Raw genomic sequence first — 24,395 nt, forward strand, 5'->3', positions numbered from 1 at the left:
AGCAGCAACGCAGAGCGCATATCTCTAATAGGTATATATAAATACTAATTAATAATTATTTGTTCTAATTTGTTTCGGGCACTATGGCCCAGCGCTTTCACTGCCAGGAATGCACCATGTCGCTGATAACCCATCCCCACGCCCGGGAACTGACCAAATCCGTTCGCGCCACCGTCCTGGTGTTCAAGGACCCGCGCTCCCAGGAACTGCTCAGTCGCATCGAACGCCTGGCGCCGAGTGAAGCCAACACCCTGATCATCGGCGAGACCGGCACCGGCAAGGAGCTGGTGGCCCGCCATATCCATCAGCTCAGCCGTCGCGGGCGCGAGCCGTTCGTGGCGGTCAACTGCGGCGCCTTTGCCGAAACCCTGGTCGAGAGCGAGCTGTTTGGCCACGAGAAGGGCGCCTTTACCGGCGCCACCAACAGCAAGGCCGGCTGGTTCGAAGCGGCCAACGGCGGCACGCTGTTCCTCGATGAGATCGGCGACCTGCCGCTGAACATGCAGGTGAAACTGCTGCGGGTGCTGCAGGAGCGCGAAGTGGTACGCCTGGGCTCGCGCACGCCGATCCCGATCAACGTGCGCCTGGTGGCGGCGACCAACGTCAACCTCGCCGATGCGGTGGTGGCCGGGCATTTTCGCGAAGACCTGTTCTACCGTCTGCACGTGGCGACCATCCGCCTGCCGCCGCTGCGCGAACGTCCGGGGGATATCCTGCCGCTGGCCGAGTTCTTCCTTGAGGAGCACTGCCAGCGCCTGGGCTACAGCCGCGCCAGCCTGAGCCTGGAAAGCGAACGCAAGCTGCTGTCGCACAGCTGGCCAGGCAACATCCGCGAGCTGGAAAACGCCATTCACCACGCGCTGCTGGTGTGCCGGCAACAGGTGGTGCAGCCGGCCGACCTGCACCTGGTGGACATGCGCTCGGTGGGCATCCGCCAGGAAGAACACAGCCAGCCGCTGCGCCTGGCCAGCGAGCCGCCGAACCTTGAGGCGGCGCTGACGGCGCTGTTCGAGCAGAACATTCCAGACTTGTACGAGCATATCGAGGAAACGGTGTTTCGCACCGCGTACCGCTTCTGCCATGGCAACCAGTTGCAGACCGGGCGCTTGCTGAACATCAGCCGCAACATCGTGCGGGCGCGGTTGGAGAAGATTGGTGAGTTGAAGCGTACGGAGGGTGCTGTGCATTAGCGCCTCATCGCTGGCAAGCCAGTTCCCACAGGGTCCGGTGCAAACAGTACCTGTGGGAGCGGGCTTGACCCGCGATGCTTTTACCATCTGATCCGTATAAATCCCGCCAACCTGAATCTGTAACCCAGTACACCCAAAAGCCATAGTAACGGCCTCCCTGATGAGGTCCGAACCATGTATCACTATGACGAGTATGACCGTGCGCTGGTGTTCGAGCGCGTGGCGCAGTTTCGCGATCAGGTGCGCCGGTTCATGGCTGGCGAACTGAGTGAAGAAGAGTTCCTGCCCCTGCGCCTGCAAAACGGCCTGTACCTGCAAAAGCATGCCTACATGCTGCGCGTGGCCATTCCCTACGGCACCCTCGGCGCCCGGCAGATGCGCACCCTGGCGCAGATCGCCCGCGAGTACGACCGCGGCTATGGCCACTTCACCACGCGCCAGAACATCCAGTTCAACTGGATCGAACTGGCCCAGGTGCCGGACATCCTCCAGCGCCTGGCCGAGGTCGAGATGCATGCGATCCAGACCTCCGGCAACTGCGTGCGCAACATCACCACCGAAGCCTTTGCCGGCGTTGCCGCCGACGAGTTGCTCGACCCGCGGCCGCTGGCCGAGATCCTCCGGCAGTGGTCGACGATCAACCCGGAGTTCCTGTTTTTGCCACGCAAGTTCAAGATCGCCATCTGTTCGGCGATTGAAGACCGCGCGGCGATCATGATGCATGACATCGGCCTCTACCTGTACCGCGACGGCCACGGCCAGATGTGCCTGCGGGTCATGGTCGGCGGCGGCCTGGGGCGCACGCCGATCCTCGGTTTGCAGATTCGCGAGGGCCTGCCGTGGCAGCACCTGTTGTCGTATGTCGAAGCCATTTTGCGCGTGTACAACCGCCATGGCCGGCGCGACAACAAGTACAAGGCGCGGATCAAGATCCTGGTCAAGGCGCTGGGCATCGAGGCGTTTTCCCGCGAGGTGGAGGAGGAGTGGCAACACATCAAGGACGGCCCGGCGCAACTCACCGAGGACGAGTTCCAGCGCGTGGCTGCGGCCTTCGAGCCTCCAGCCTACGGCAGTGTCATTGACGATGACCTGGCCTACGACACCCACCTGGCCCAGGACCACGCCTTCGCCCGCTGGGTGGCTTGCTGCGTCAAGGCGCACAAGGTTCCGGGTTATGCCAGCGTGGTGCTCTCGACCAAACCGGGCGATGCCTCGCCACCGGGCGATCTGACCGATGCGCAGATGGACGCGGTGGCCGATTGGTCGGAGCAGTTCGGCTTCGGCGAAATCCGCATTGCCCACGAGCAGAACCTGATTCTCCCGGACGTGCGCAAGCGTGACCTGCACGCGCTCTGGCGCCTGGCCTGCGAACGCGGCCTGGGCACGGCCAACATTGGTCTGCTGACGGACATCATCGCCTGCCCGGGCGGCGATTTCTGCGCCCTGGCCAACGCCACGTCGATCCCCATCGCCCAGTCGATCCAGCGCCGCTTCGATGACCTGGACTACCTGCACGACCTGGGTGAGCTGAGCCTGAACATCTCCGGCTGCATCAACGCCTGCGGCCACCACCACATCGGTAACATCGGCATCCTCGGCGTCGACAAGAACGGCAGCGAGTGGTACCAGGTGACCCTCGGCGGCGCCCAGGGCAAGCACAGTACCTTGGGCAAGGTCATCGGCCCGTCGTTCAGCGCCGCCGAGATCCCGCAGGTGATCGAGCAGATCATCGCCACCTATTGCGCCTACCGCGAGCAGGACGAAGCCTTTGTCGACACCGTGCGCCGGGTCGGCCTGGAACCCTTCAAGGAACGGGTCTATGCCAAGCGCCCGGAGGAGCTGATATGCGTAATGTGATTGGCCTGCGCAATGGTGAGGCGCAGTTGATCGAGCACGATCCCTGGCAACTGTTGCGCGAACCCGGCGAGGTGCTGCCCGACGGCCTGCTGATTCTGCCGCTGGCCACCTGGATTGCCCGCCGCGCCCAGCGGCCCCTGGGGCGTGACGGCTTGTGGCTGGGCCCGGACGATGATGTCGAACCGTTGCGCCCGTGGCTGGCACAGGTGCCGTTGATTGCGGTGGACTTCCCCAGCTTTCGCGACGGCCGTGGCTACAGCCAGGCCTACTTGCTGCGCAGCCGGCTGGGCTGGCACGGCGAACTGCGTGCGGTCGGCGACGTGTTGCGCGACCAGCTCAGCCATATGCGCCAGTGCGGTTTTGACAGCTACGCGGTGCGTGAAGACAAATGCGCGCAGGATGCCTTGCTGGGCCTGGCTGGCATGAGCGTGCTGTATGGGCGTTCGGTGATCGAGCCACGGCCGCTGTTTCGTCGGCGTTGAGCAACAAGCTGCATTCCGACCGATGGTCAAGGCCCCGTGCACGGGGCCGCTTGTAGATCCAAGATCAGGGGTAACATCTTGAATAAACATGTAAATTGCAACTAACGCAGGGCGACGGGATAACAGCCAAAGGTAATAAGCTGTTATTGCCACTTCGCCAGTTAGCGATAGTATGGCTGTTCTGTTGCGTGCTTGAAGCACCTGTGCCTGGCTGTGGTTTGCGCGCAGGATAGCGCCTGCTATACCAAGGGAACGCGGTGTTGTCAGGAAGCTGAATATCATGCCGAAAAATGAATACTGTGAACTAGAGTTGCGCTTGGCCTGGCATGATGTAAGCAGTTATCTGCTGGATGCACGGTTCATGAATCCGAGCAGTGATACGGAGAATGAACTGGTTGCGCCGGTGCGCATAACCTTTGATATGGCCCAACTTCGTGATGCCGTGCTCGATGCCGGGCGCTACGGAACTTTACTGACACACATGTTGTTTTCCGGCGCGGGTAGTCCATTGCGTGAAGCGTATTTACATGCACGTGTTGCAGCGGCTAGGCAACATGGATTGCGCGTGCGTTTGAATATCCAGAGCAGTGCCCCAGAACTTCATGCCTTGCGCTGGGAAACTTTGCAGGATCCGGATGACAACAGTCGACTGCTGGTGCAGGAGAATGTCTGGTTTTCTCGCTTCCTCAGTGCCCGGGACTTTCGCTGGCAGCCGCGTGCCGACAGCGGGGAAATCTCCACGCTGGTGGTGGTGTCCAACCCGGATGACTTGAACACGCGCTGGAACTTCGCGGCCATCGACAGTGCTGCCGAGCTGGCCAGGGTCACGACAGCGGTGAAGCAAGGCGAAGAGCGTGCGGCAACTACCATACAGATGCGCACCCTGGATAAACCCGCCTCGGTGTTCAATATTGCCACTGCCCTGAAACAGAAGTATGCCGATGTCCTCTACATCATTTGCCATGGGGCGATTACCAGCGATGGCAAGCCCCGGCTGTTGCTCGAAAAAGAAGACAAGACTTCGCATTTCATCGAAGGCAAGGAACTGGTCGAACGTATTCGTGACATGGACGAGCGGCCTCGCTTGATTGTCCTCGCTTCCTGCGCCAGCGCCGGCGACGAGCACGCTGGTGCATTGACCGCCATCGGCCCCAGCCTGGCCGCGGCAGGGGTACCGGCGGTAATTGCCATGCAAGGTGCGATCACCCAGCGCACCAGCGCCATGTTCATCAGCGCGCTGTTCGAGGAACTCGCCTGCCACGGCCAGATCGACCGGGCCGTGGCCGCCGCGCGCAGCCAGGTGCGCGCTGAAAGTGACTGGTGGATGCCGGTGCTGTTCATGCGCTTGCGCTCCGGGCGGTTGTGGCCGGCGTTTGCCCAGCCTGACGCCCAGTTCGACAAATGGAAAAGCATCATCACCGATGTGGCCAAGGAAGAATGCGTGCCGATTCTGGGGCCCGGACTGGTGGAGTCGACACTGGGCAGCATGGGCAACATTGCCAAGAAGTGGGCGCAACTGTATGAATTCCCGCTCGCGCCGCAACACCGCGACCGGATCGAACATGTCGCCCAGTACTTGAAATGTCGGCAAAGTCCGAATGTGGTCGTGGCGGAACTTCAATCGTATTTGATATCGCACATCCGTGAACGCTACAAAGAACAGCTGGCGATACTGGACGATGACGTGGGTGAACGTTTGCGCAACGGCAAAGACTCGGATCAAACCCTCAATGAGTTAATGGCATTTGTAGGCCGTTATCAGCGACAGCACCATAAGGACGATATGCATCGGTTATTGGCCAGGTTGCCAGTGCCGATTTACATCAATGCCAATCGGGATAATTTTCTCAGGGATGCATTGATCGAGGCAGGTAAACAACCGCAGATTGCCTTGTGTACCTGGGTGACCAGTAACAATACACCGCAGTTCTATGGCCCGTCACTGCCGAAGAATTACAAGCCGAGTGTTGCCGAACCGTTGATCTTTTATGTCTATGGCAGCCTCGAATACACCAGCAGCCTGGTCATTACCGAAGATGATTATTTTGATTTTCTTATGGCGGTCACACGCAATGAGCGCTCCCAGCTGGCAAGTATTCCGGGGGCGGTGTCCAGCGCGCTGGCGTCGCACGGTGCGCTGTTACTGGGATTTCAACCCGACGACTGGGATTTCCGGGTGCTGCTCAAAGGTATCCTGATGCAGCCGGGAAGTTCGCTTAACGGTACCCGCGTGGCGGTGCAGGTCAGTCCGCGTGAAGGCCTGATCATCGACCCGGACCGCGCCAGTGATTACCTCGCCAAGTATTTCATAGATCCTCATCAGGGCAAGATTCATGTGTTCTGGGGCAGTGCCCAGGCGTTTATCCAGTCACTGACAGAACGTTGTATCGAACAAGGTGTAATCCCTCCCGACGCGTAACGAGGTGGTGCCATGACAGACCATGCCAACCCCTATATTGGTCCGTTACCGTTCACTGAAGGCAAAACGCTGTATGGGCGGGAGCAGGAAACCCAGGTGCTGTTCGACCTGTTGATCAGCAAGCGCATCGTGCTGCTGATTTCACCCTCAGGTGCTGGCAAGACGTCGCTGATACAGGCCGCCTTGCTACCGCAACTCAGAGAGCGCCTGTGGCCATTGCCGATCATCCGTCTGGATAGCCTGAGCGCGACTGGCGCGGGCGACATCGAATCGCTCAATCCCTACCTGATGGCTACCTTGCATTCCATGGAGGCGGGGCGCGGCGATGAGCGCATGAGCGAAGCCGAGTTGGCTCAGCAGACACTGGCAAGCTATTTGAAAATGCGCATGCAGAACGCTGACGCGGAGCAGCCAAACGGGGTGTTTCCGGTTTTGGTTCTCGACCAGTTTGAAGAGCTATTTACCCTCGATCGTTACGACTGGGAGTGCAAGCAGGCGTTCATCCAGCAGTTGGGCAAACTGTTGAGTGAAGGCATTGACCTCGGGCCCGGTGAGGAGGGGACGCCACAGGTACAACAGGTCTGGGCACTGTTCTCGATGCGCGAGGACTATGTTGCCGAACTCGAGCCTTATCTGGATTTGATACCGACGGCCCTGACCTTCCGTTATCGGCTGGAACCGCTGGATCGGACGCAGGCAACGGAGGCGATCGTCGGCCCGGCAGCGGGTTGGTTCGAAGCGGCCGCCGCCGAGCGCCTGGTCAGCGACCTCAGCGGCACCGGCCAACCGGGAGAGCGCAATACCAAGCAAGGGCGCTACGTCGAACCTGTGCAGTTGCAGGTCGTCAGCTTGCGCTTGTGGGACAAAGTGGTCATTGGCGAGCAGCGAGCAATTACCTCGGCGGATATCCACGCGGATGGGCAGAGCAACGAGGTCGATACCGCACTGGAGGAGTACTACCAGGTCGAGTTGAATCGGGCCAGCGCCGGTCGGGAGATTCGAGAACGCACTCTGCGTGACTGGATCGAGACAAGACTGTTGACTGACAGCCGGGTACGTACCCGGGTGTTGCGGGAAATCGGTGTGGATCCGGCCCTGGATGAAGCGGTGGACTCGTTGATCGATGGCCACCTGTTACGTGCCGATACCTCGGGTGAACGCACCTGGCTGGAGCTGTCCCATGATCGCCTGGTCAAACCGATCCTGGACAACAACCAGAAGTGGCGAGAGTCGCACCTGCAGCTTGTGCAGAAGCGCGCTATGCAGTGGATCAAGGAAAACCGCCCGGAAAATCTGCTACTCAACCCTGTGGAATTGCTCAAGGCCCAGGAGTTCGTGGAAGAGCATCCCGGCGAACTCAATCCCATCGAATGCGAATTTCTCCAGGAGTCCCGGGACCTGCAGGCTGAACACCTGGAGCAGGCGCGACGTAACGAGCAAATACGCGCTGACAACCGCCAGTTGGGCAAACGCCTGGGGGTTGCCGCGGGGTTGATCGGCGGCCTGGTCTTCGGCCTGGTATTCGTGGCAATTGCTTGGATCAGTGCCAACGTTGCCAAGGATTCAGCAGAGCAAGCGAAAATCGCTGCGGACGAGCGGAGTGCCGAAGCCTTGCAAGCCAAGTACCAGGCACAGGAAAAGCTGCTCCAGGCGCGGATGATGGAGGCAAACGTGCAGACCGACAGTGGTCGGTCATTGAGCAGCTTGTCGCTCCTGGAGCCTGGTACGAGTGAGCCGATGCAGGCTCTGTATTTTCGCAGTTTGTTGAAGGCGCTGGGTTCGAGCCCGCCCTTGACTCGCGTGGTCGGGCAGGGCCATGTGGTCAAGGGCTTGCAGTTTTCGGGTGACGGCGGGCACTTGTACTCCGGCGACTGGAACGGACAAACGTTCGCCTGGCCCCTGGCCGGAGGGGATGCGCCAGGTGTGAGCCTGGTCAACGATGAAGGACAGAGCATCCAGTCGCTGGCCTACAACCCACTACGCAAGCTGTTGGTCGCCGCCAACCGCATCGGTGAAATGGTGCTCTGGCAGGAAGGCGGCGCGGCCCCGGCGGAGCTGGCGCGCTTTACTGCACCCTTTGTCAGCGTTGACCGTGGCGTATTGATGAGCGCGCAATTTGATGCCAGCGGCCAGTGGCTGGTGACACCGGGCAATCGCCACAGACAACCGATCCTGTCGGTCTGGTCGTTGGCTGACCTGGCCAAGCCGGCCGTGGTTACCACGTTGAGTGGCTATCACACCACCAACATCTCCAGGGTTATGTTTGTGCCAGCCGGAAAGTATGCCGGCTACCTGGTCTCAGCCGATACCGAAGGCAATCTCGGGCTGTGGAACGTGCCCGGCAAGGCCACTGCACCTGTCGTCGCCCTGCACACCCTGGAGGTCATTCGCAAGAAAGTCGGTGTATTTGCGGCAGCGATCGACCCCTCCGGGCGCTGGCTGGCGGCAGGTACCGCAGATGGCAGTCTGCTGTTCTGGGATCTATGGGCACAAAAACCGGCCGACACCGGTGTGGTGGTTCCCAGCTTCATGCACCACGGCCGCGTCACGGCCATGGCATTTTCCAGCAAAGGCAACAAGCTCTATAGCGTAGGCGGTGACAAGCTATTGCTCGAGTGGACGCTGCCTGCACAAGCAGGCAAACCCCTGGATACCCAGCAGTTGGCATCCGCCATCCAGGTCGTACGCGTCGATGGATGGGGCGAGAAACTCTACAGTATTGCCCTGCACCCTCAGCAGGAGGGCATCGTCGCAGTGGGCGGCGGCACCCAGATCCGCATGCTCGACCTGAACCGCATGACGCCATTGACCAGCCGCATGACCGGTAGCGAAGGCCCCTGGCGAGCAATGACAACCTCGTTTGACCAGCAGGTGGTGGTCGGGTTGGCGGCCAATACCCTCAGTGTCCGGCGTTGGCGCCGGGGGGATGCGCACGCGCATCCCCAGGCCCTGGACTTCCCTGGCCCTGAGCGGCGACTGACCACCCTTGCGTTGTCAGCCGATGGGCACACCCTGGCCGCCTTGACCTGCGATGGATTCTTGCAAGTCTGGGACGTGGCCGGCGATGCGCCGCAACGCAAGTTGGAAAGGAAAGCCGGCAAGCAGGAGCTGCAATGCCGTAGTGAACGTGATGAGTCAGTGGCGTTTCAGCCCGGCGGGCAATTGCTCGCCAGTGCCTTTGGCAATCAGCTGAAACTCTGGGTGCAAGACGCCAGTGGCAGCTGGTCACTGGCGGATGAACAGGCGCTTGCCGAGCAGCAACGGATCAAGGCGCTGGCCTTCAACCCCTCCGGCAAGCAGTTGGCCATAGCGGGGGATTCGGGTGTGATCGAGTTATGGTCCACCGACGGCGGCAAACTGAGCAAGGCCAATCAAGTCACCGCCGGCGCCCAGGCACTGATCACTGCGCTGGCCTTCAGCACTAACGGCGAACGCCTCGCCTCCGGTGGCGATGATGCGTCGGTTATCGAATGGCGGGTTGCCGACCTGCAGCGTCTGGGTTCCAGCCAGTGGCACAACCGTGCGGTGTCGAGCATCGCTTACCTTACCCAATACGACTCCTCACTGCTGGTCAGCGGAGACCGCGAAGGACAGATGGTGTTGTGCGCCACGCCGGTCAGCGAAGACCAATGCGCACCCGTGGGCAGTCCGAGGGGTACCCCGATTACCGCACTGGTCGCGGCGGCTGACGAATTGCTGGTGTCCAGCAACGCCCTCTGGCAATGGCAGTTGCAGCTGGGGTTGATGCGCGACACCGCGTTACGTTTGGCGCGCAAGCCAACGGTAGTCATCGATGTGCCAACCCAGGCGCAGGCGCAATGAACAACGAGGCGTTTGTCTTCAATGGCATCAATGGCGCCGACGGCAGTTACCTGACAGCACCGTTGACTCCAGAGCGCCTGGGGCAGCGCCTGATGCAACTCAACGACCCTGCCAGCGATCTTGATACCCTCAAGGCGCGTGACCTGAAAAGGCAGGCCTGCTTCGGTTTGCCATTGGACATGGATGGCCAGGCATTGGCGCAAACCGGTTGGGCGGTGATTTTTGCACGTTCGGCAACCGCCGGGATTCGTCAGGCACTGGCCCCGCTGCTGGCGTTGCGGGCTATGGAGGCCGGGGCGTTGTACCGCGAGTTCAGCGGCGAAGAGGGTTACTGGCCAGGCGATACCGCACGTGTATGGCTGGCGCGTCAGCCCCGAGGCAAGTCACCCGGCGTTGTCGCGCCCTGCCAAGTACCCTACTACCTGTTGATCGTTGCTGACCCGCAGGACATTCCTTTTCGCTTCCAGTATGAACTGGCCGTCAGCTATGCAGTAGGCCGAATCCATTTTGACCATCTGCAGGGCTACCACGACTACGCCCGGTCGGTCGTCGCGGCGCAGGCGGCCGAGGTCGCATCGAGACACCAGGCACTGTTCTTCGGCCCCTGCAACGAGGCGGATGCGGCCACTCGGCTGAGTTGCGGGCTGCTGGTCGAACCTCTGGCACAACAACTCGCCCAGCTCGGGCTCGAGCATTGGCAGGTCGAGCAGTGCGTGGGGGACCAGGCCACCAAGGCCAGGCTGCTTGGGCACCTGTCGGATCAGCCGCCGTCACTGCTGTTCACCGCCAGCCATGGCATGGGCTTTCCTTGCGGCGACCCGCGACAATTGCGCCATCAAGGCGCCTTGCTGTGCCAGGACTGGCCTGGGCCGCAGCAGCATCGGGGGGCGATCCCCGCTGACTACTACTTGAGTGCCGATGATCTGGGCGACCATCTGTGCCTGACCGGCCGCGTGATGATGCATTTCTGTTGCTATGGTGCCGGCACGCCACTGCAGGATAACTTCAAGCGCAGCAACGAGGCCTTGCGCCAGCTCGCATCGCGGCCGTTCCTGGCCGCTTTGCCGATGCGTGCGCTGAGCTTGCCGGCCGGCGGTGCGCTGGCGGTGATCGGACATGTCGAGCGGGCTTGGTCCTACTCGTTTGACTGGCCCGGTTGCGGCGATGACCTGGCCACCTTCAAGGGCACCGTACAGGCGTTGATGAAGGGCAAGCGCGTGGGGTTGGCAATGGATCATTTCGCCATGCGTCACGCCGAAGTGGCGGTAGCGTTGAATGGTGAACTGGACGTGCTCAAAGACCCGATCGCCAAGCGTGATGATCTCGCGCTTGGCGCGTTGTGGATTGCCAGCAACGATGCACGCAACTACGTGATCCTCGGCGACCCGGCGGTCAGGCTGCAGGTAGAGGTCTGACCGGCAGTGGTCTATGGTTTCTGTCTGGTGAGTACATCCTGCCTGAGAGAGGCCTTATGACCGAGCCCAGCAACAGCCGCCGCCGCTTCATTGCCGCCAGTTCCGTGCTTGGCGCAGCCGGGGCCATGTACTCGGCGGTGCCTCTGGCCGCCGGGGCCCTTCTGCGCGGGACCGAAAAGGCAATGCCGGCCGAGCTGATCCTGCACAACGGCCGCGTGCACACGGTGGACCGCGAGCGCCCGCAAGCCAGCGCCGTGGCCATTCGCGACGGGCGCTTCGTGGCAGTCGGCGATGATGCCCAGGTCATGGCCTTGCGCGGGCCTGCGACCCAGGTCATCGACCTCAAGCAACGCACGGTGATCCCCGGGCTCAACGATTCGCACCTGCACCTGATCCGCGGCGGCCTGAACTACAACCTGGAGCTGCGCTGGGAGGGCGTGCCGTCCCTGGCCGACGCCTTGCGCATGCTCAAGGACCAGGCCCTGCGCACGCCTTCGCCGCAGTGGGTGAGGGTGGTCGGCGGCTGGAACGAATTCCAGTTCGCCGAGCGCCGCTTGCCGACCCTCGACGAGCTCAACCAGGCGGCGCCCGACACCCCGGTGTTTGTCCTGCACCTGTACGACCGCGCCTTGCTCAACCGCGCAGCCCTGCGCGTGGTCGGCTATGACCGCAACACGCCCAACCCGCCGGGTGGCGAGATCCAGCGCGACGCCAACGGCAACCCGACCGGCATGCTGATCGCCCGGCCCAATGCGATGATCCTTTACTCGACCCTGGCCAAGGGGCCGAAGCTGCCGCTGGAATACCAGGTCAACTCGACCCGCCAGTTCATGCGCGAGCTCAACCGCCTGGGCCTGACCAGCGCCATCGATGCCGGTGGCGGCTACCAGAACTACCCTGACGATTACGCGGTGATCGAGCAACTGGCCAAGGCCCGGCAGTTGACCGTGCGCATCGCCTACAACCTGTTTACCCAGAAGCCCAAGGAAGAACTGGCCGATTTCAAGCACTGGACCGGCAGCGTCAAGTACGGTCAGGGCGACGATTTTCTGCGCCACAACGGCGCCGGCGAGATGCTGGTGTTCTCCGCCGCCGACTTCGAAGACTTCCTCGAACCGCGTCCGGACCTGCCCGGCGCCATGGAGGGCGATCTGGAACCGGTGGTACGCCATCTGGTCGAGCAGCGCTGGCCGTTTCGCCTGCACGCCACCTACGACGAATCGATCTCGCGCATGCTCGACGTGTTCGAGAAGGTCAACCGCGACATCCCTTTCAACGGCCTGCCGTGGTTCTTCGACCATGCCGAGACCATCAGCCCGAAGAACATCGAGCGGGTGCGGGCGCTGGGCGGCGGCATCGCCATTCAGGACCGCATGGCGTTTCAGGGCGAGTACTTCGTCGAGCGCTACGGCGCCAAGGCGGCGCAGCACACGCCACCGATCAAGCGCATGCTTGGCGAAGGCATCCCGGTCGGCGCCGGCACCGACGCCACCCGGGTGTCCAGCTACAACCCCTGGACCTCGCTGTACTGGCTGGTCAGCGGACGTACCGTTGGTGGGCTGGAGCTGTACCCACAGGGGCTGGACCGCGACACGGCGTTGTCGCTGTTCACCCACGGCAGCGCCTGGTTTTCCAGTGAGCAGGGCAAGAAGGGCCAGATCAAGGTCGGCCAACTGGCAGACCTGACGGCCTTGAGCGCCGACTATTTCAGTATCGACGCCGAGGCGATCAAGCACCTGGAGTCGGTGCTGACCCTGGTCGATGGCAAGGTGGTGTATGGCGCCGCCGAGTTCGCCCGGCTCGACCCACCGACCTTGCCGGTGCTGCCCGACTGGTCGCCGGTGGCCAAGGTCCCCGGGCACTGGCGCCAGGGCGCGCCGCTGACCGCCCAGGTGCATCAGTGCGTCGGTGCCTGCGCGGTGCATGCCCACGCGCATCAGCGCGCGCGGCAATCGTCGGTGCCGGTCAGCGATTTTCAGGGCTTTTGGGGCGCATTCGGTTGTTCCTGTTTTGCCTTCTGAGGGTTCGGGCTACCATGCCGGTTCGCCCGATCGACAGGATGTTGCTTAATGCCTTTCAGTACCCGTGTTGCCCGGCCCAGTGATGCCGAGGCGCTCAGCCATGTCGCCGGCCTGACCTTCGCCCTGGCCAGCCCGCCGGATGCTGCGCCCCAGGCGTTGCAGGCCTACATCGACAGGCAGTTGCAGTCCGAGCATTTCGTCCTCCACCTGCTCAATCCGCGCAAGCGCCTGCGGGTGCTGGAGTACCTGGGTAGCGTGGTCGGCTACAGCATGATCGACAGTGCACCTGAAGCCCTGGGGATTGCCGAGGCTGATGGCCTGCCGGAGCTGAGCCGCTGCTATGTGCTGCCCGAGCACCATGGCCACGGCGGCGCCCAGCTGTTGCTCGACGACACCCTGGCGCCGGTGCGCGGGGCGATTCGCCTGACCGTCAATGAACAGAACACCCGGGCCATCCGTTTTTATCAGCGCAATGGTTTTAGCAAGGTCGGCGAGGCGCTGTTCGAATGTGGCCCGGAGCGTCACCGCGACTGGGTGATGGTCGCGCGGCGGTGACAAAACTGGTTACAGTGTCTTCCTCAATTTCTGCTCAAGGTTCTGTTCATGACTGATCTCAGTGCATTCCCGATCACCCGCAAATGGCCGGCCAAACAGCCCGAGCTGCTGCAGCTGTACTCGCTGACCACGCCCAACGGCGTGAAGGTGTCGATCATGCTCGAGGAGATCGGCCTGGCCTACGAGGTGCACAAGGTCAGCTTCGAGAGCAATGACCAGTTGACCCCGGAATTCATTTCCCTGAGCGCCAACAACAAGATCCCGGCGATCCTCGACCCCAATGGCCCGGGTGGCGAGCCGCTGGCGTTGTTCGAGTCCGGGGCGATCCTGGTTTACCTGGCAGAGAAGAGCGGGCAACTGCTGTCGGCGGACCCGGCCCAGCGCTACGAGACTCTGCAGTGGCTGATGTTCCAGATGGGCGGGATCGGGCCGATGTTCGGCCAGGTGGGTTTTTTCCACAAATTCGCTGGCAAGGCGTACGAAGACAAGCGTCCGCGCGACCGTTACGTGGCCGAGTCGCGGCGCTTGCTCGGGGTGCTGGACCAGCGCCTGCAAGGGCGTGAGTGGGTGATGGACGCCTACAGCATTGCCGATATCGCCATTCTGCCCTGGGTGCGCAACCTGGTCGGCTTTTATGAGGCGGGCGAGCTGGTGGGCTTTGATGACTTTGCCAACGTCAAGCGGGTACTGGCGGCGTTCGTGCAGCGGCCGGCGGTGGAGCGGGGGTTGAAGATTCCGGGGTAATCTCCGGTATTTGTGCTGCCCCTGCCGGCCTTATCGCCGGCAAGCCGGCTTGCCAGCGATGAGGCCGGTACATTCAAATCAGAACACCTGCCGCAATAACCAGTACAACCCCCCCGCCAGCATCATCGCCGCCGGCAAGGTCAGCACCCAGGCCATCATCAGGTTGAAGAGGGTGCGCATCTGCAAGCCCGAGCCATTGGCGACCATGCTCCCGGCCACCCCGGACGACAGCACGTGGGTGGTCGACACCGGCAGCCCGTACATGTCCGCGGCACCAATGGTGCACATCGCCACCAGCTCCGCCGACGCGCCCTGGGCGTAGGTCAGGTGGGTCTTGCCGATCTTCTCGCCAACGGTCACCACGATCCGCCGCCAGCCGACCATGGTCCCCAGCCCCAGGGCGATAGCCACGGCGATCTTCACCCACAGCGGAATGTAGCGGGTGGCGTTGTCGATCTGTTGCTTGAATACCTGCACCTTGGCCTGGGTATCGGCATCGAACCGCCCCAGTTGGTGCTTGTCGATCAGGCGGATGGCCTCGGAGGTCAGGTACATGTCGTTGCGCACGTTGGCCATCGCTTCTGCCGGCACCCGGTTGAGCGAACCGTAGCCTTTGACCTCGGTGCCGATCATCCCGGCCAGCGCCGCCAGGGCAGGCACCAGTTCGTCGCTGGCCTGCGGCTCGCGAATGAAGCTGCTGAGGGTTTGTCGCGGGTCTGCCGGTGCGGCCTGCGGGGCGCTGCGCTGCAAGGCCTGCTGGGTGACCTCGGCCACCGCGACGAACTGCAGCGACTGGTCAGCCGGCATGGTCCGGTTCAAGGCATAGGCCATGGGCAGGGTGCCGACCAGGATCAGCATGATCAGGCCCATGCCTTTCTGCCCGTCGTTGGAGCCATGGGCGAAGGACACGCCGGTGCAGGTAAGGATCAACAGCCCGCGAATCCACCAGGGCGGCGGCGTATTGCCGACCGGTGCCTGGTACAGCTCGCGACGCTTGACCAGCATGCGCAGGGCCAGCAGCAACAGCGCCGCGCAGGTAAAGCCCACCAGCGGCGACAGCAACAGTGAGTAACCGACCTTGCTGGCCTGGCTCCAGTCCACGCCGCTGGTGCCGTCACGCCCGTGCATCAGGGCGTTGGCGATGCCGACGCCGATGATCGAGCCGATCAAGGTATGCGATGAGGACGCTGGCAGGCCCAGCCACCAGGTGCCCAGGTTCCAGATGATCGCCGACAGCAACAGGGCAAAGACCATGGAGAAACCGGCCGAGGAGCCGACTTGCAAGATCAGCTCCACCGGCAGCAAGGCGATGATGCCGAAGGCCACCGCACCGCTGGACAGCAGCACGCCGAGAAAATTGAAACAGCCGGACCAGACTACCGCCACCGACGGGGGTAGCGAATGGGTGTAGATCACCGTGGCCACGGCGTTGGCGGTGTCGTGAAAGCCGTTGACGAACTCGAACCCCAGGGCAATCAGCAACGCCAGGCCGAGCAGCACAAAGGGTGTCCAGGTGGTGACCACGGTGCCGGTGGCGTCAATGTCGCGGAACAGGCTCCAGGCGGTATACACCAGGCCGGCCGCCAGCAGGCCGAAGAACAGGGTCAGGGTGGTGCGGCCGGGTTTGTGATTCAGACGCGGGCGTGGATCGTGGTTGGCCAGCGATGGGCTGCCAGCCAGGGTCGGGGTGGTCATGATGACGGGTCCGGGTTACCAGGAAGGGTCTAGCCTTGCCCGGCCATGATAAAAACAATCGCTGACAGCACCGTGACCTCGGTCAAGGAAAGTCCTAGGATCAACAGAGCATTCGATGGAGTGAAGCGATGATCCGCTGCAAACGCGTCTACGAGCCGCTGGAGCCTGGCGATGGCCAGCGGGTGCTGGTCGACCGGCTGTGGCCGCGCAACCGGCGCAAGGACCAGCTGCAAGCCTTGTGGTTGCCGGAGGTGGCGCCTTCAACGGCGTTGCGTCAGGCTTTTCATGCCGGTGAAGTGGATTTTGCCGGGTTTGCCGAGCGCTACCGCGAGGAACTGACGGCGCGGCCCGAGCATTGGTGGAAGTTGCTGGGCATGGCCGGGCAGGGCGATGTGACCTTGCTGTATGCTGGCAAGGACACTGAGCACAACAATGCTACGGTGTTGGCGCAATGGCTCGAGGATGAGCTGGAGCGCCAGGGGCCGGGCAGTTCGCCGGTGTGTTATGCCGATGAGTTCAAACCTTGAGTCAATGGGGCTGCTTTGCAGCCCATCGCCGGCAACGCCGGCTCCCACATATCCTGGCCCTTATGACTGTGCAACTAACCCCCGCCACCGACCAGCACCGCACCTTCGCCCGCGACCTCACCCGCCGGGCCATGCTGCCTTATTACCGCGAGTTCGACCTGCTCTGGCAGGAAGAAGCCTTCGACCAGGCCTGGACGTGGCGCGAGCAGTGGCTGATCAGCGAAGCCCGGCAGCCGTTGGGTTACTTCAGCCTCAGCCAGGACCGCCAGGCTCTGTTCATCCGTGAACTGCACCTGCTCGAAGGCTTTCGCGACCGCGGTATCGGCCGCTGGGTGTTAACGCAACTGGCCGACTGGACCCGCCAACGGCAATTGCCGCTGCTGCGCCTGATGGTGTTCAAGAGCAACCCGGCACGGCGCCTGTACGAGCGCGAGGGCTTCGTCTGCATGGGCGAGGACGAGTGCTTTTTGCGCATGCAACGGGCGTTCGCTTAGCTCGACCCGCACCACGCAGCCCTGACGCTGGGTCGCCTGCAGCAACAGGCCCTGCACCGGCAACAAGTCACCAATCAGCAGGTTCTGCAAAATCGGCTTGCCCTCGAAGGTGTTCGGCCCCAGCACCACCTGCTGCAAGCCTTCGACTCGCACCACAGCCTTGCCGACCTTGCCCAGGGTGTTGCCGCTCAAGGTCAGCGGCCCGGCCAGCGGCGCGGCGTTGCGCAGGCTGACGGCGTACTCCGGGCTGTTGCCGATGCGGTTGCCGATCAGGCTCACGGCGCCGACCTCGCTGGCATCCACGGCGCTGCCCTGGCTGTTGCCGATCAGGTTGTCGCTGATCAGCAGCGGCGCGCCAGCCGTCGGCGCCAGGTTGCGTAGCTGGATGCCGTTGCCACGGCTGTCGCCGATCAGGTTGCCAGTGAGCAGCAGGGCGCCCTGTTGCTCGCTGACCTCGATGGCCGCCTTGTGCGCGCCGAGGATCAGGTTGTGCTCAATGCGTGCGCGGGTCTGGCCGCGCAGGCGGATGCCGCTGTTGTTGTCGATGCCGCGCAGCTGGTTGTTGCGCACAGTCACTTGGCTGTCTCGCACGTCGATGGCGTACTGCCGAGACTGGCCGAACTGGCTGTTGTCGATCTGCGCCTGACTGTGTTGCAGCTCCACGGCGCTGGCCAGTTCAGTGAGCTGGCTGTCGCGGATCAGCAGCGTGGCCGGGCGGGTTGACGCTGCCTGCTGGCTGCTCAAGGCGGTGGTCAGGCCGCGCGAGAGGTTGGCGTTGTAGCCCAGGCGGTTGAGGGTCGAGCCCAGCACCTGGGTATGGCTGCCGGCCCAGGCCACCACGAACGGCCGCCAGGCGCGGTCGGTGCTGCCCGGTTTGTCGCCGGCGACGCTTTCCAGGCGTGACTGGTTCAGGCCCAGCCAGCCCTGGTTGATCAACGCCGTGCCGGAGTAGCTGTACAGGTACAGGCTGGTGCCCTCAAGCAACAGGCCGCCGTCGTTGGCGATCAGCAGCGGGTAGCTGAGCAGATAGCCGTCCTTGTAGCGCTTGATGATCTTCGGGTCGTTCAGGGCATCGTGCAACTGCGCGAGGGTAATGCTGCCGCCGCGCACCATTACCGCTTGCGGGTGATGCGCCTGGTAGCCGGCAATGGCGCGGAACAGGCCGTTGTTGACGAACGGCTCGAACGGCCAGCTGCCAGCCTGGGACGAGAACATCGGTTGCAGGCTGACAGTGGCGCGGCCAGCCGGGCGCGGGCGTTCGTCGACCTGCAGCTGCACGGCCTGGCTGACTTGTTGCTGCAACTGCTGCAGGTCGCGCTGGTGTTCGGCGCTGTTTACCGCGCTCAGTGTTTGCTGCAGTGGCAGGCTCTGGCTGGCGGCCTGGGCCATGGCGCTGAACAGCAGTGCCAGGCAGGAAAGGGTAAGCGGGCGGGCAAGCATGGCCATGACGGTTCGTCCTTGGGTTACGGCAGTTTGGGATAGAACGGCTTGAGCGGGCCGCCGATCTGGCTGTAGTTGTCGACCTCGCCGTCCTCGCTGTCATACAGCTGGCGAGCCAGGCGGTTGCCGGGGGCGCGCTGCAGGAAGGGGATCAGCCAGGCCAGCTTGTACGGGGCGACGTCGGTCTGCGACTGGCCCTTGAGCTCGGGCAGGCCGTCGGGGTCGAGAATGCTGCGGGCGGCGAAGTTGGCCAGCAGTTCCAGGGTCTGCTGATCGTCGCTGCTCCACGGCAGGCCATTGGCTCGCGCCGATTCCGCCAGCAGTACCAGTGGCACCAGGGCGTACTGGCTGTAGGTGGCGGCCAGCTTGCTGCGCGCCACTTCCAGCGGCAGGTAGGCGTAGTTGCCATCGCTGGATTTCACCGCTTGCTGCAGGCCGCGACGCAGGTTGCCGTCGGCCCACTGGATGAAGTCGTCGCGCTGCACCAGCATGCCGGTGGCGGCCACGGCCCAGGCCGCCCAGTAGTCATGGTTGTTGAACCAGGTAAAGCCCGGCGTGCGGCGCGGCTGGTACTCGGCGATGATGCGTTCGCCGAGCTGGCTGAACCAGGCCTTCTGGGCCGGCGACAATTGCAGCTTGGCGTCGCTGGCGGCCTGGGTCAGCAGCAGGGTCGAGGCCATGGCCGCCACCGCCCATTTGCGTGCGGCCATGCCGGTGCTGCTGGCGTCGGGGTTGAGCAGTGCACCGGCCTGGGCCCAGCGCTCCAGCCACTGGTCCTGGCAGGCCAGGGCCATGTTCGCCTCCTGCGGATTCTTGGCCCGCTGGAAGCGCTTGCTGGCGTAGATCAGGCCGCCGATGAACTGTTTGACCTGCTTGCCGATCTGTTCGCTGTTGGCGTCCGGGCTGCTGCGCAGGGTCGACTTGCTGGCGTCGCGCTGGTCGTACTTGCTTTGCAACTGCAAGCTGCCGGTGTAGGGCGCTGGTACTTGCTTGCTGCAGCTCAGGGTCCGGTAGTCGGCAATCATCGCCGACTGCGCGGTGGCCCGCGGCGGCCAGATCGAGCTGGCCGCCAGGCTGTTGCTCAACTGCAGGCTGGCGCACAGGCCCAGGCCCAGCGCGGTCCAGGTCTTTACAGGCATACGCGGGTTTCCACTTGGGTGGCGGCAGTGCCGGGCTTGGTCGGTTCCATGAACACCGACAGCAGGTTGGCGCCGGCAAATTCCTTGGCGCGGCTCAACTCAAGGTAGTACTGGCCGCCGGTGACCACCGCTTCGCGGCGGAACCAGACTTTGTCGCGGGCACCGTTGTCGTAATAGACGATCAGGTAGAAGTCCTTGACGTTCTTGTCGCTGATACGGATATCGAGAAAGCCCTGGCCGTTGCCGAGCTGCTTGCGGCCATCACCTGCGTTGCTGAGCAGCTCGATGCGCTCGTTGACCCGCAGCGGCGGGCGCTGCACACGGTTGGCCAGGACCTCGGTGGACACCGGGCAACCGCCTTTGACCGCCGGGATCAGTTGGCGGTACATCGACTCGGATTCCAACTGGTAGTTGGCCGGCAGCTCCCAGATGATCAGCTTCGGCGGCGCCTTGGGCTTGTAGTTCTCCGACAGCAGGTATTCGAGCAGCGAGCCGTCCTGGCCAACACCGGGCAGGGCGTAGTTGAGGATGTCGACCTCCAGGTACTGTTTCAGGTAGCCGTCGAAGTTGAACTGCTTGCTCTCGTCCTCACGGGCGGCGGCGTTACTGTCGCCGACCAGGATCACTTCAGGGTCCGGCGCGTCGTCGAACAGTGCATCGGCGCCGTCGGCTTCGGGGATGGTCTGGTAGCCACGCACATACTGGAAACCATAGTTGTTGCCGCAGATATAACTCAACGCCAGGTTCAGCGTGCCGTCCTTGGGCACCATGACCCCGGGCTCGGTGCGGTAGCGCTTCTTGCTCAGCTGGGCATAGAACGGCTGGCGCCGCACTTCCTCGGCTACCAGGCGTGCCGTGGCTTCGGCACCGGCGGGGGTCCAGTGGTGGTCACGGCGAAAGAAGAACTCGCCCTTGGGCGGGGTGTGCACCAGTTGCATCAATGGCGGCACCACCGCGCCAGCGGCGCGCAGTTGTTGCAGGTAGCTTTCGAGGTTGCTGCTGGCGCGGGCAAAGTCGAAGCCGTGCAGCTTGTCGGCGTAGAGTTTGTCGCGGTGCATCAGGCCGCGGGTCGGTTGTACCGCCATGGCCACGTGGATGCCCTGCTGGCGGAAGGCGGCCATCAAACGGGCGAATTCCGCGCGCATTGGCGCCGGGATGCCAAAATCATTGGTCAGGTCGACCGCCGAGCGAAACAGCCAGCGGTCCTTGGCCGGGACGATTTCACGCATCAGCTTCATGCGCCCTTCGGCGTAGTTCTGTGGGTTGCTCAAGCCCGGGCAGACCATGCACTCAAGGCTGCTGCAGGCGGCCTTGCCTGGCTCTGCGGCTACGCCTGGGGTGCTCAGCAGAGGGCCCAGCAGTGCGGCCAGGCCAAGGGGAAGAATGCGCTTCATGGCCATGGATCACTCGCTCGGGTCGATGCTGTTGGCCAGGCTCATGCTGCGATAGCCGGCGCCCTGGGGCAGCAGCACGTAGCTGTAGGAGCGGCCTTTTTTCAGGAACAGCTCATCGAACCTGGCCACGTTCTGCTCATCGACGTAGGCGGCAAAGCCGATCTTGATCTCGTTGACCATGCGGCTGCCGGTCTGGTCCTTGCCCAGCGGCTCGACGATCACGTGCTTGCCGTCGACGGTTTTCAGCGCCGCCTGGGCCGCGGTCAGGTTGTAGAAGGCGACCTGGGCTTTCTTCGGTTCGTTGACGTATTTGTCAGCGATCAGGGTCAGCTTGCTGCCATCAAAGACCACGGTGCTGGCGGCATTGGCCTTGAGCTGCGGCTCGATGGCGGTAGCGCCGACGGCGATCTTGTGCGCGCCGGCCGGGGTGAAACGGTAGCCGCTGAGCTGGCCGGCGGCGACCCGTTGCGGGCTGATCTTGCCGCTCAGGGTCACGTCGATGTTGGCGTTGGACAGGTTGAGCACGCGGACGAAGGCCGAGTCGGCCGGGGCCACGGCGTCGTACAGGTCGGCATTGCCTTCGGCGCCATGGGCAGCGGCGCTGCCCAGCAGCAGGGCGGAAGTGGCGAGCAGGCGTTGCAGTGCAATGTTCATCAGTCTCTCCTTAGAAATGTTGGGTCTGGCCGGGGCGGCTCAGGGAGCCGAGGCGGTGGGCGAGCAGGGTGCGCAGGGGGAACTCCCAGACCACGGTGTCGATCTCGGGGTTGCTCAGCTGGTCGCTGGCAAGGAACTGGCTCATGGCCTCGAACGGCCCGCGGGCTTCCACCGAAACACTGAGCAGGTCGCGGTTGAGCGCCTCCTTGAGGAAGCCGACGAAGTTCCAGTCATCGATCTTGCTGTAGCTGGTGCCGACCAGCATCAGGCTCTGGTTTTCGCTGGCGAACAGGTCGCCGGCGTTCTGTTCGGCCTTGAGGGTTTCGTACAGGGCGATCTGGCTGGGGCCGAACTGCGGCGCCAGTTGCACATGGTTGAACTGGATGTAGTTCATCAGGTCGCCCTTGACCGTCTTGTCGGCGACCTTGTGCGACAGGTAGCGCTCGTCGCCGAGCAGTTCCGGGTGCTGGCGGGCCAGCTCGTAGGCGCTCAGGCGCGCGCCTTCCGGGCTCCAGTGGGTGTCGGACTTGAGGAACAGCCCGGGGCCGGCGAGGTTGGCCAGAAACGCCGAACGCAGCGGCGTGACGGCAATGTTCTGCGCCTGCAGGCGTTCGACGAAACGGTCGTACAGGCTGATTGCCCGCGGGTCGATCGCGCGTTCGGCGTGGGCGGCGTACACGTCGGCTTTCATCGGCAGCGGCAGCAGGATCAGGCGCTTGTTGTGGGCCTTGAGCTGCTGCCCGATCTCGGCGATCTGCTTGAGCTGGCCGTCCAGATTGGCCTGCAGATCATTCGGCACGCGGTACTCCTGGTTGGTGTAGAGCCAGCCGTCCTTGCCCAGCACCACGCCCTTGGTGCCTTCGTCGAACAGCCGGTACTGGGCGTTGGCCCACAGCTCGACCGACGGCTCACGCAGGAAAAAGCGCTTCTCGTAGACCTGCTCGAACTTGCGCAGCAGCTTGCCGTCGACGAACAGGTTCCAGGCGTCGGTCTGGTTGCGGGCAAAACTGAACACTGGCGGCAGCGAGTAGACGAACATGCCCGCCAGCAGGACGCCGAAGGCAATGCCGTTGACCTTGCTGGCCGAATTCATGACCGGGTACATGGCGCTCTCCTAGAACTGAAAGTACAAAAAGGGCGAGAACGAATGCGCCGCCAGGCTGCTCAGCGCCAGGGTAAAGCCTGCCCACAGCAGCAGCGCCTTGAGACCGCCGACATGGCGCATGAAGTACTGCTCCTTGTTGCCGGCGTAGAAGCGCACGTTGTTGTTGCCGGCCAGCACCAGCCAGCACAGGGCAATGGCGGCGAACGACATGGCCATCTTCGAGGCGCCGAGCACGTACAGGTCCAGCGAGCCCAGGCCGTTGAGGCCGAACAGAGCCTGGTAGATGTCGATGCTGTGGCGCAGGTCGTTGGTGAAGAACAGCGGCATGCTCAGGATGATCAGCACGAAGGTGCGCAGGTTGCGGCCCAGGTGGTAGGGCGTGGTGATCTTGGTGGCGAGGTTGAACTTGCGCTCGATGACCATGCCGAAACCGAAGAACAGCCCCCAGCAGATAAAGGCGAAACTGGCGCCATGCCACAGGCCCGACAGCAGCATGGTGTAGACCAGCGCCGGCAGCGCCCCGGTGATGCGCTTGCGCACCAGCGGCATGTACACGTAGTCGCGCAGAAAGTGCGCCAGGGTCATGTGCCAGCGGGCCCAGAACTCGGTGATGCTCTGCGACACATAGGGCTGGTTGAAGTTCTCCGGAAAGCGAAAACCCATCATCAAGGCCAGGCCCAGGGCCATGTGGCTGTAGCCGGCGAAGTCGAAGTACAGCTGCAGGGTCGAGACCACCAGGCCGAACCAGGCATCGCTCAACTGCAGGGTGCCTTCGCTGATGAACAGCACGTTGATCGGCGCCAGTTGGTCGGCGATCAGCACCTTCATGATGAAGCCGAGCATGAAACGGCACACGCCCAGGGAAAACAGCTCCAGCGAGTGGCTGCGCTGGCGCAGCTGCGGCGCCAGTTGGCTGTAGCGCAGGATCGGGCCGGCGACCAGGTGCGGGAACAGCGCGACGAAGGCGGCGAAGTCGATGAAGTTGTTGGTTGGCGTGGCGTCCTTGCGGTAGATGTCGACGATGTAGCTCAGGGCATGGAACACATAGAACGAGATGCCCAGCGGCAGGAAGATCGTTTCCAGGGTGAAGGTGTTGATGCCCAGCGGCGCGAGCAGGGCGGCCAGCACCTCGGCGCCGAAGTTGGCGTACTTGAAGTAGCCCAGGGTCGACAGGTTGCCGATGATGCCGATCCACAGCAGGCGAAAGGCCCAGCGCTTGTCGCCGGCATCCAGGCGCGCCTTGATGCGCAGGCCGAACCAGTAGTTCCAGTAGGTAATGGCCACGAACAACAGGAGAAAGTCCGGCCGCCACCAGGCATAGAAGATGTAGCTGGCGGCGACGATCACCGTCGAGCGCCACGGCGCCCGGGCGAGAAAGTACACGGCCAGGAACAGCGGCAGGTAGAGGAACAGGAACACGTTGGAGGCGAAGATCATCTCGG

General features: G+C 63.1%; 17 protein-coding genes and 1 pseudogene. 11 read left to right on the top strand and 7 right to left on the bottom strand.

Translation table 11 applies throughout. The features are described from left to right. The first annotated feature begins 116 nt into the window (after positions 1–116). The 9 genes from BV82_RS12005 to BV82_RS12045 all read left to right on the top strand — a co-directional run bounded on the left by BV82_RS12005 (position 117) and on the right by BV82_RS12045 (position 14,505). Positions 117–1,190 carry a sigma-54 interaction domain-containing protein gene (locus tag BV82_RS12005; protein ID WP_010221855.1) on the top strand — a complete coding sequence of 358 codons (1,074 nt, stop codon included), beginning with the start codon at positions 117–119 and terminating at the stop codon, positions 1,188–1,190. A 174-nt stretch (positions 1,191–1,364) separates the two neighbouring features. Then, on the top strand, positions 1,365–3,047 hold the full coding sequence (locus tag BV82_RS12010) for a nitrite/sulfite reductase (RefSeq protein ID WP_036995982.1): 1,683 nt from the start codon (positions 1,365–1,367) through the stop codon (positions 3,045–3,047). Next, on the top strand, positions 3,035–3,529 hold the full coding sequence (locus tag BV82_RS12015) for a DUF934 domain-containing protein (RefSeq protein ID WP_010221857.1): 495 nt from the start codon (positions 3,035–3,037) through the stop codon (positions 3,527–3,529). Before BV82_RS12010 ends, BV82_RS12015 begins: the two co-directional genes overlap by 13 nt. Positions 3,530–3,809: 280 nt before the next feature. Then, the gene (locus BV82_RS12020; RefSeq protein ID WP_081839678.1) at positions 3,810–5,948 is read left to right on the top strand and encodes a CHAT domain-containing protein; all 2,139 of its coding nucleotides are present in this window, start codon (positions 3,810–3,812) and stop codon (positions 5,946–5,948) included. Positions 5,949–5,960: 12 nt separating this feature from the next. Then, on the top strand, positions 5,961–9,770 hold the full coding sequence (locus tag BV82_RS12025; protein WP_036995980.1) for an NACHT and WD repeat domain-containing protein: 3,810 nt from the start codon (positions 5,961–5,963) through the stop codon (positions 9,768–9,770). Further along, on the top strand, positions 9,767–11,185 hold the full coding sequence (locus BV82_RS12030) for a hypothetical protein (protein ID WP_036995979.1): 1,419 nt from the start codon (positions 9,767–9,769) through the stop codon (positions 11,183–11,185). Before BV82_RS12025 ends, BV82_RS12030 begins: the two co-directional genes overlap by 4 nt. Positions 11,186–11,367: 182 nt before the next feature. Further along, positions 11,368–13,206: an amidohydrolase gene (locus tag BV82_RS12035; RefSeq protein ID WP_162472685.1), complete on the top strand. Its 1,839-nt coding sequence runs from the start codon at positions 11,368–11,370 to the stop codon at positions 13,204–13,206. A 48-nt stretch (positions 13,207–13,254) separates the two neighbouring features. Continuing rightward, positions 13,255–13,761 carry a GNAT family N-acetyltransferase gene (locus BV82_RS12040; RefSeq protein WP_010221859.1) on the top strand — a complete coding sequence of 169 codons (507 nt, stop codon included), beginning with the start codon at positions 13,255–13,257 and terminating at the stop codon, positions 13,759–13,761. Positions 13,762–13,809: 48 nt separating this feature from the next. Then, positions 13,810–14,505 (top strand): glutathione S-transferase N-terminal domain-containing protein, encoded by a 696-nt coding sequence (locus tag BV82_RS12045; RefSeq protein WP_036995977.1) that lies wholly within the window; start codon positions 13,810–13,812, stop codon positions 14,503–14,505. 78 nt (positions 14,506–14,583) lie between these two features. Here BV82_RS12045 and BV82_RS12050 read toward each other — a convergent pair whose 3' ends face one another. After that, complete coding sequence (locus BV82_RS12050) at positions 14,584–16,200, bottom strand: inorganic phosphate transporter (RefSeq protein ID WP_036995976.1); 1,617 nt, start codon at positions 16,198–16,200, stop codon at positions 14,584–14,586. A gap of 128 nt (positions 16,201–16,328) precedes the next feature. On the opposite strand from BV82_RS12050, the gene BV82_RS12055 reads away from it, so the two are divergent. Together BV82_RS12055 and BV82_RS12060 are read left to right on the top strand one after the other, a co-directional pair. After that, a complete protein-coding gene (locus BV82_RS12055; protein ID WP_036995975.1) occupies positions 16,329–16,727 on the top strand; it encodes a DUF488 domain-containing protein in 399 nt (132 codons plus the stop codon). Positions 16,728–16,789: 62 nt separating this feature from the next. Beyond that, positions 16,790–17,221 (top strand): GNAT family N-acetyltransferase, encoded by a 432-nt coding sequence (locus BV82_RS12060; RefSeq protein WP_026001234.1) that lies wholly within the window; start codon positions 16,790–16,792, stop codon positions 17,219–17,221. Between the two features lie 267 nt (positions 17,222–17,488). Here BV82_RS12060 and BV82_RS26380 read toward each other — a convergent pair. From BV82_RS26380 to BV82_RS12090, 6 genes and pseudogenes are all read right to left on the bottom strand, one after another. Further along, positions 17,489–18,667 (bottom strand): annotated as a pseudogene (locus tag BV82_RS26380) (right-handed parallel beta-helix repeat-containing protein); the annotation flags it as partial. Positions 18,668–18,684: 17 nt separating this feature from the next. After that, on the bottom strand, positions 18,685–19,800 hold the full coding sequence (locus BV82_RS12070; RefSeq protein WP_010221866.1) for a polysaccharide lyase: 1,116 nt from the start codon (positions 19,798–19,800) through the stop codon (positions 18,685–18,687). Continuing rightward, entirely contained in the window at positions 19,791–21,194 is a 1,404-nt protein-coding gene (locus BV82_RS12075) for an alginate O-acetyltransferase AlgX-related protein (RefSeq protein WP_036996133.1), read from the bottom strand. The genes BV82_RS12070 and BV82_RS12075 overlap by 10 nt, the downstream gene beginning before the upstream one ends. A 9-nt stretch (positions 21,195–21,203) precedes the next feature. Then, positions 21,204–21,848 (bottom strand): alginate O-acetyltransferase AlgF, encoded by a 645-nt coding sequence (locus tag BV82_RS12080; protein ID WP_010221868.1) that lies wholly within the window; start codon positions 21,846–21,848, stop codon positions 21,204–21,206. Between the two features lie 10 nt (positions 21,849–21,858). Next, positions 21,859–22,953, bottom strand: coding sequence for an alginate O-acetyltransferase (locus BV82_RS12085; RefSeq protein WP_036995970.1), 1,095 nt, complete (start codon positions 22,951–22,953; stop codon positions 21,859–21,861). 9 nt (positions 22,954–22,962) lie between these two features. Beyond that, complete coding sequence (locus tag BV82_RS12090; RefSeq protein WP_036995967.1) at positions 22,963–24,390, bottom strand: MBOAT family O-acyltransferase; 1,428 nt, start codon at positions 24,388–24,390, stop codon at positions 22,963–22,965. Positions 24,391–24,395: the final 5 nt, after the last annotated feature.

Origin of the sequence: Pseudomonas donghuensis (genome assembly GCF_000696345.2) — a bacterium.
Taxonomy (GTDB): Bacteria; Pseudomonadota; Gammaproteobacteria; order Pseudomonadales; family Pseudomonadaceae; genus Aquipseudomonas; species Aquipseudomonas donghuensis.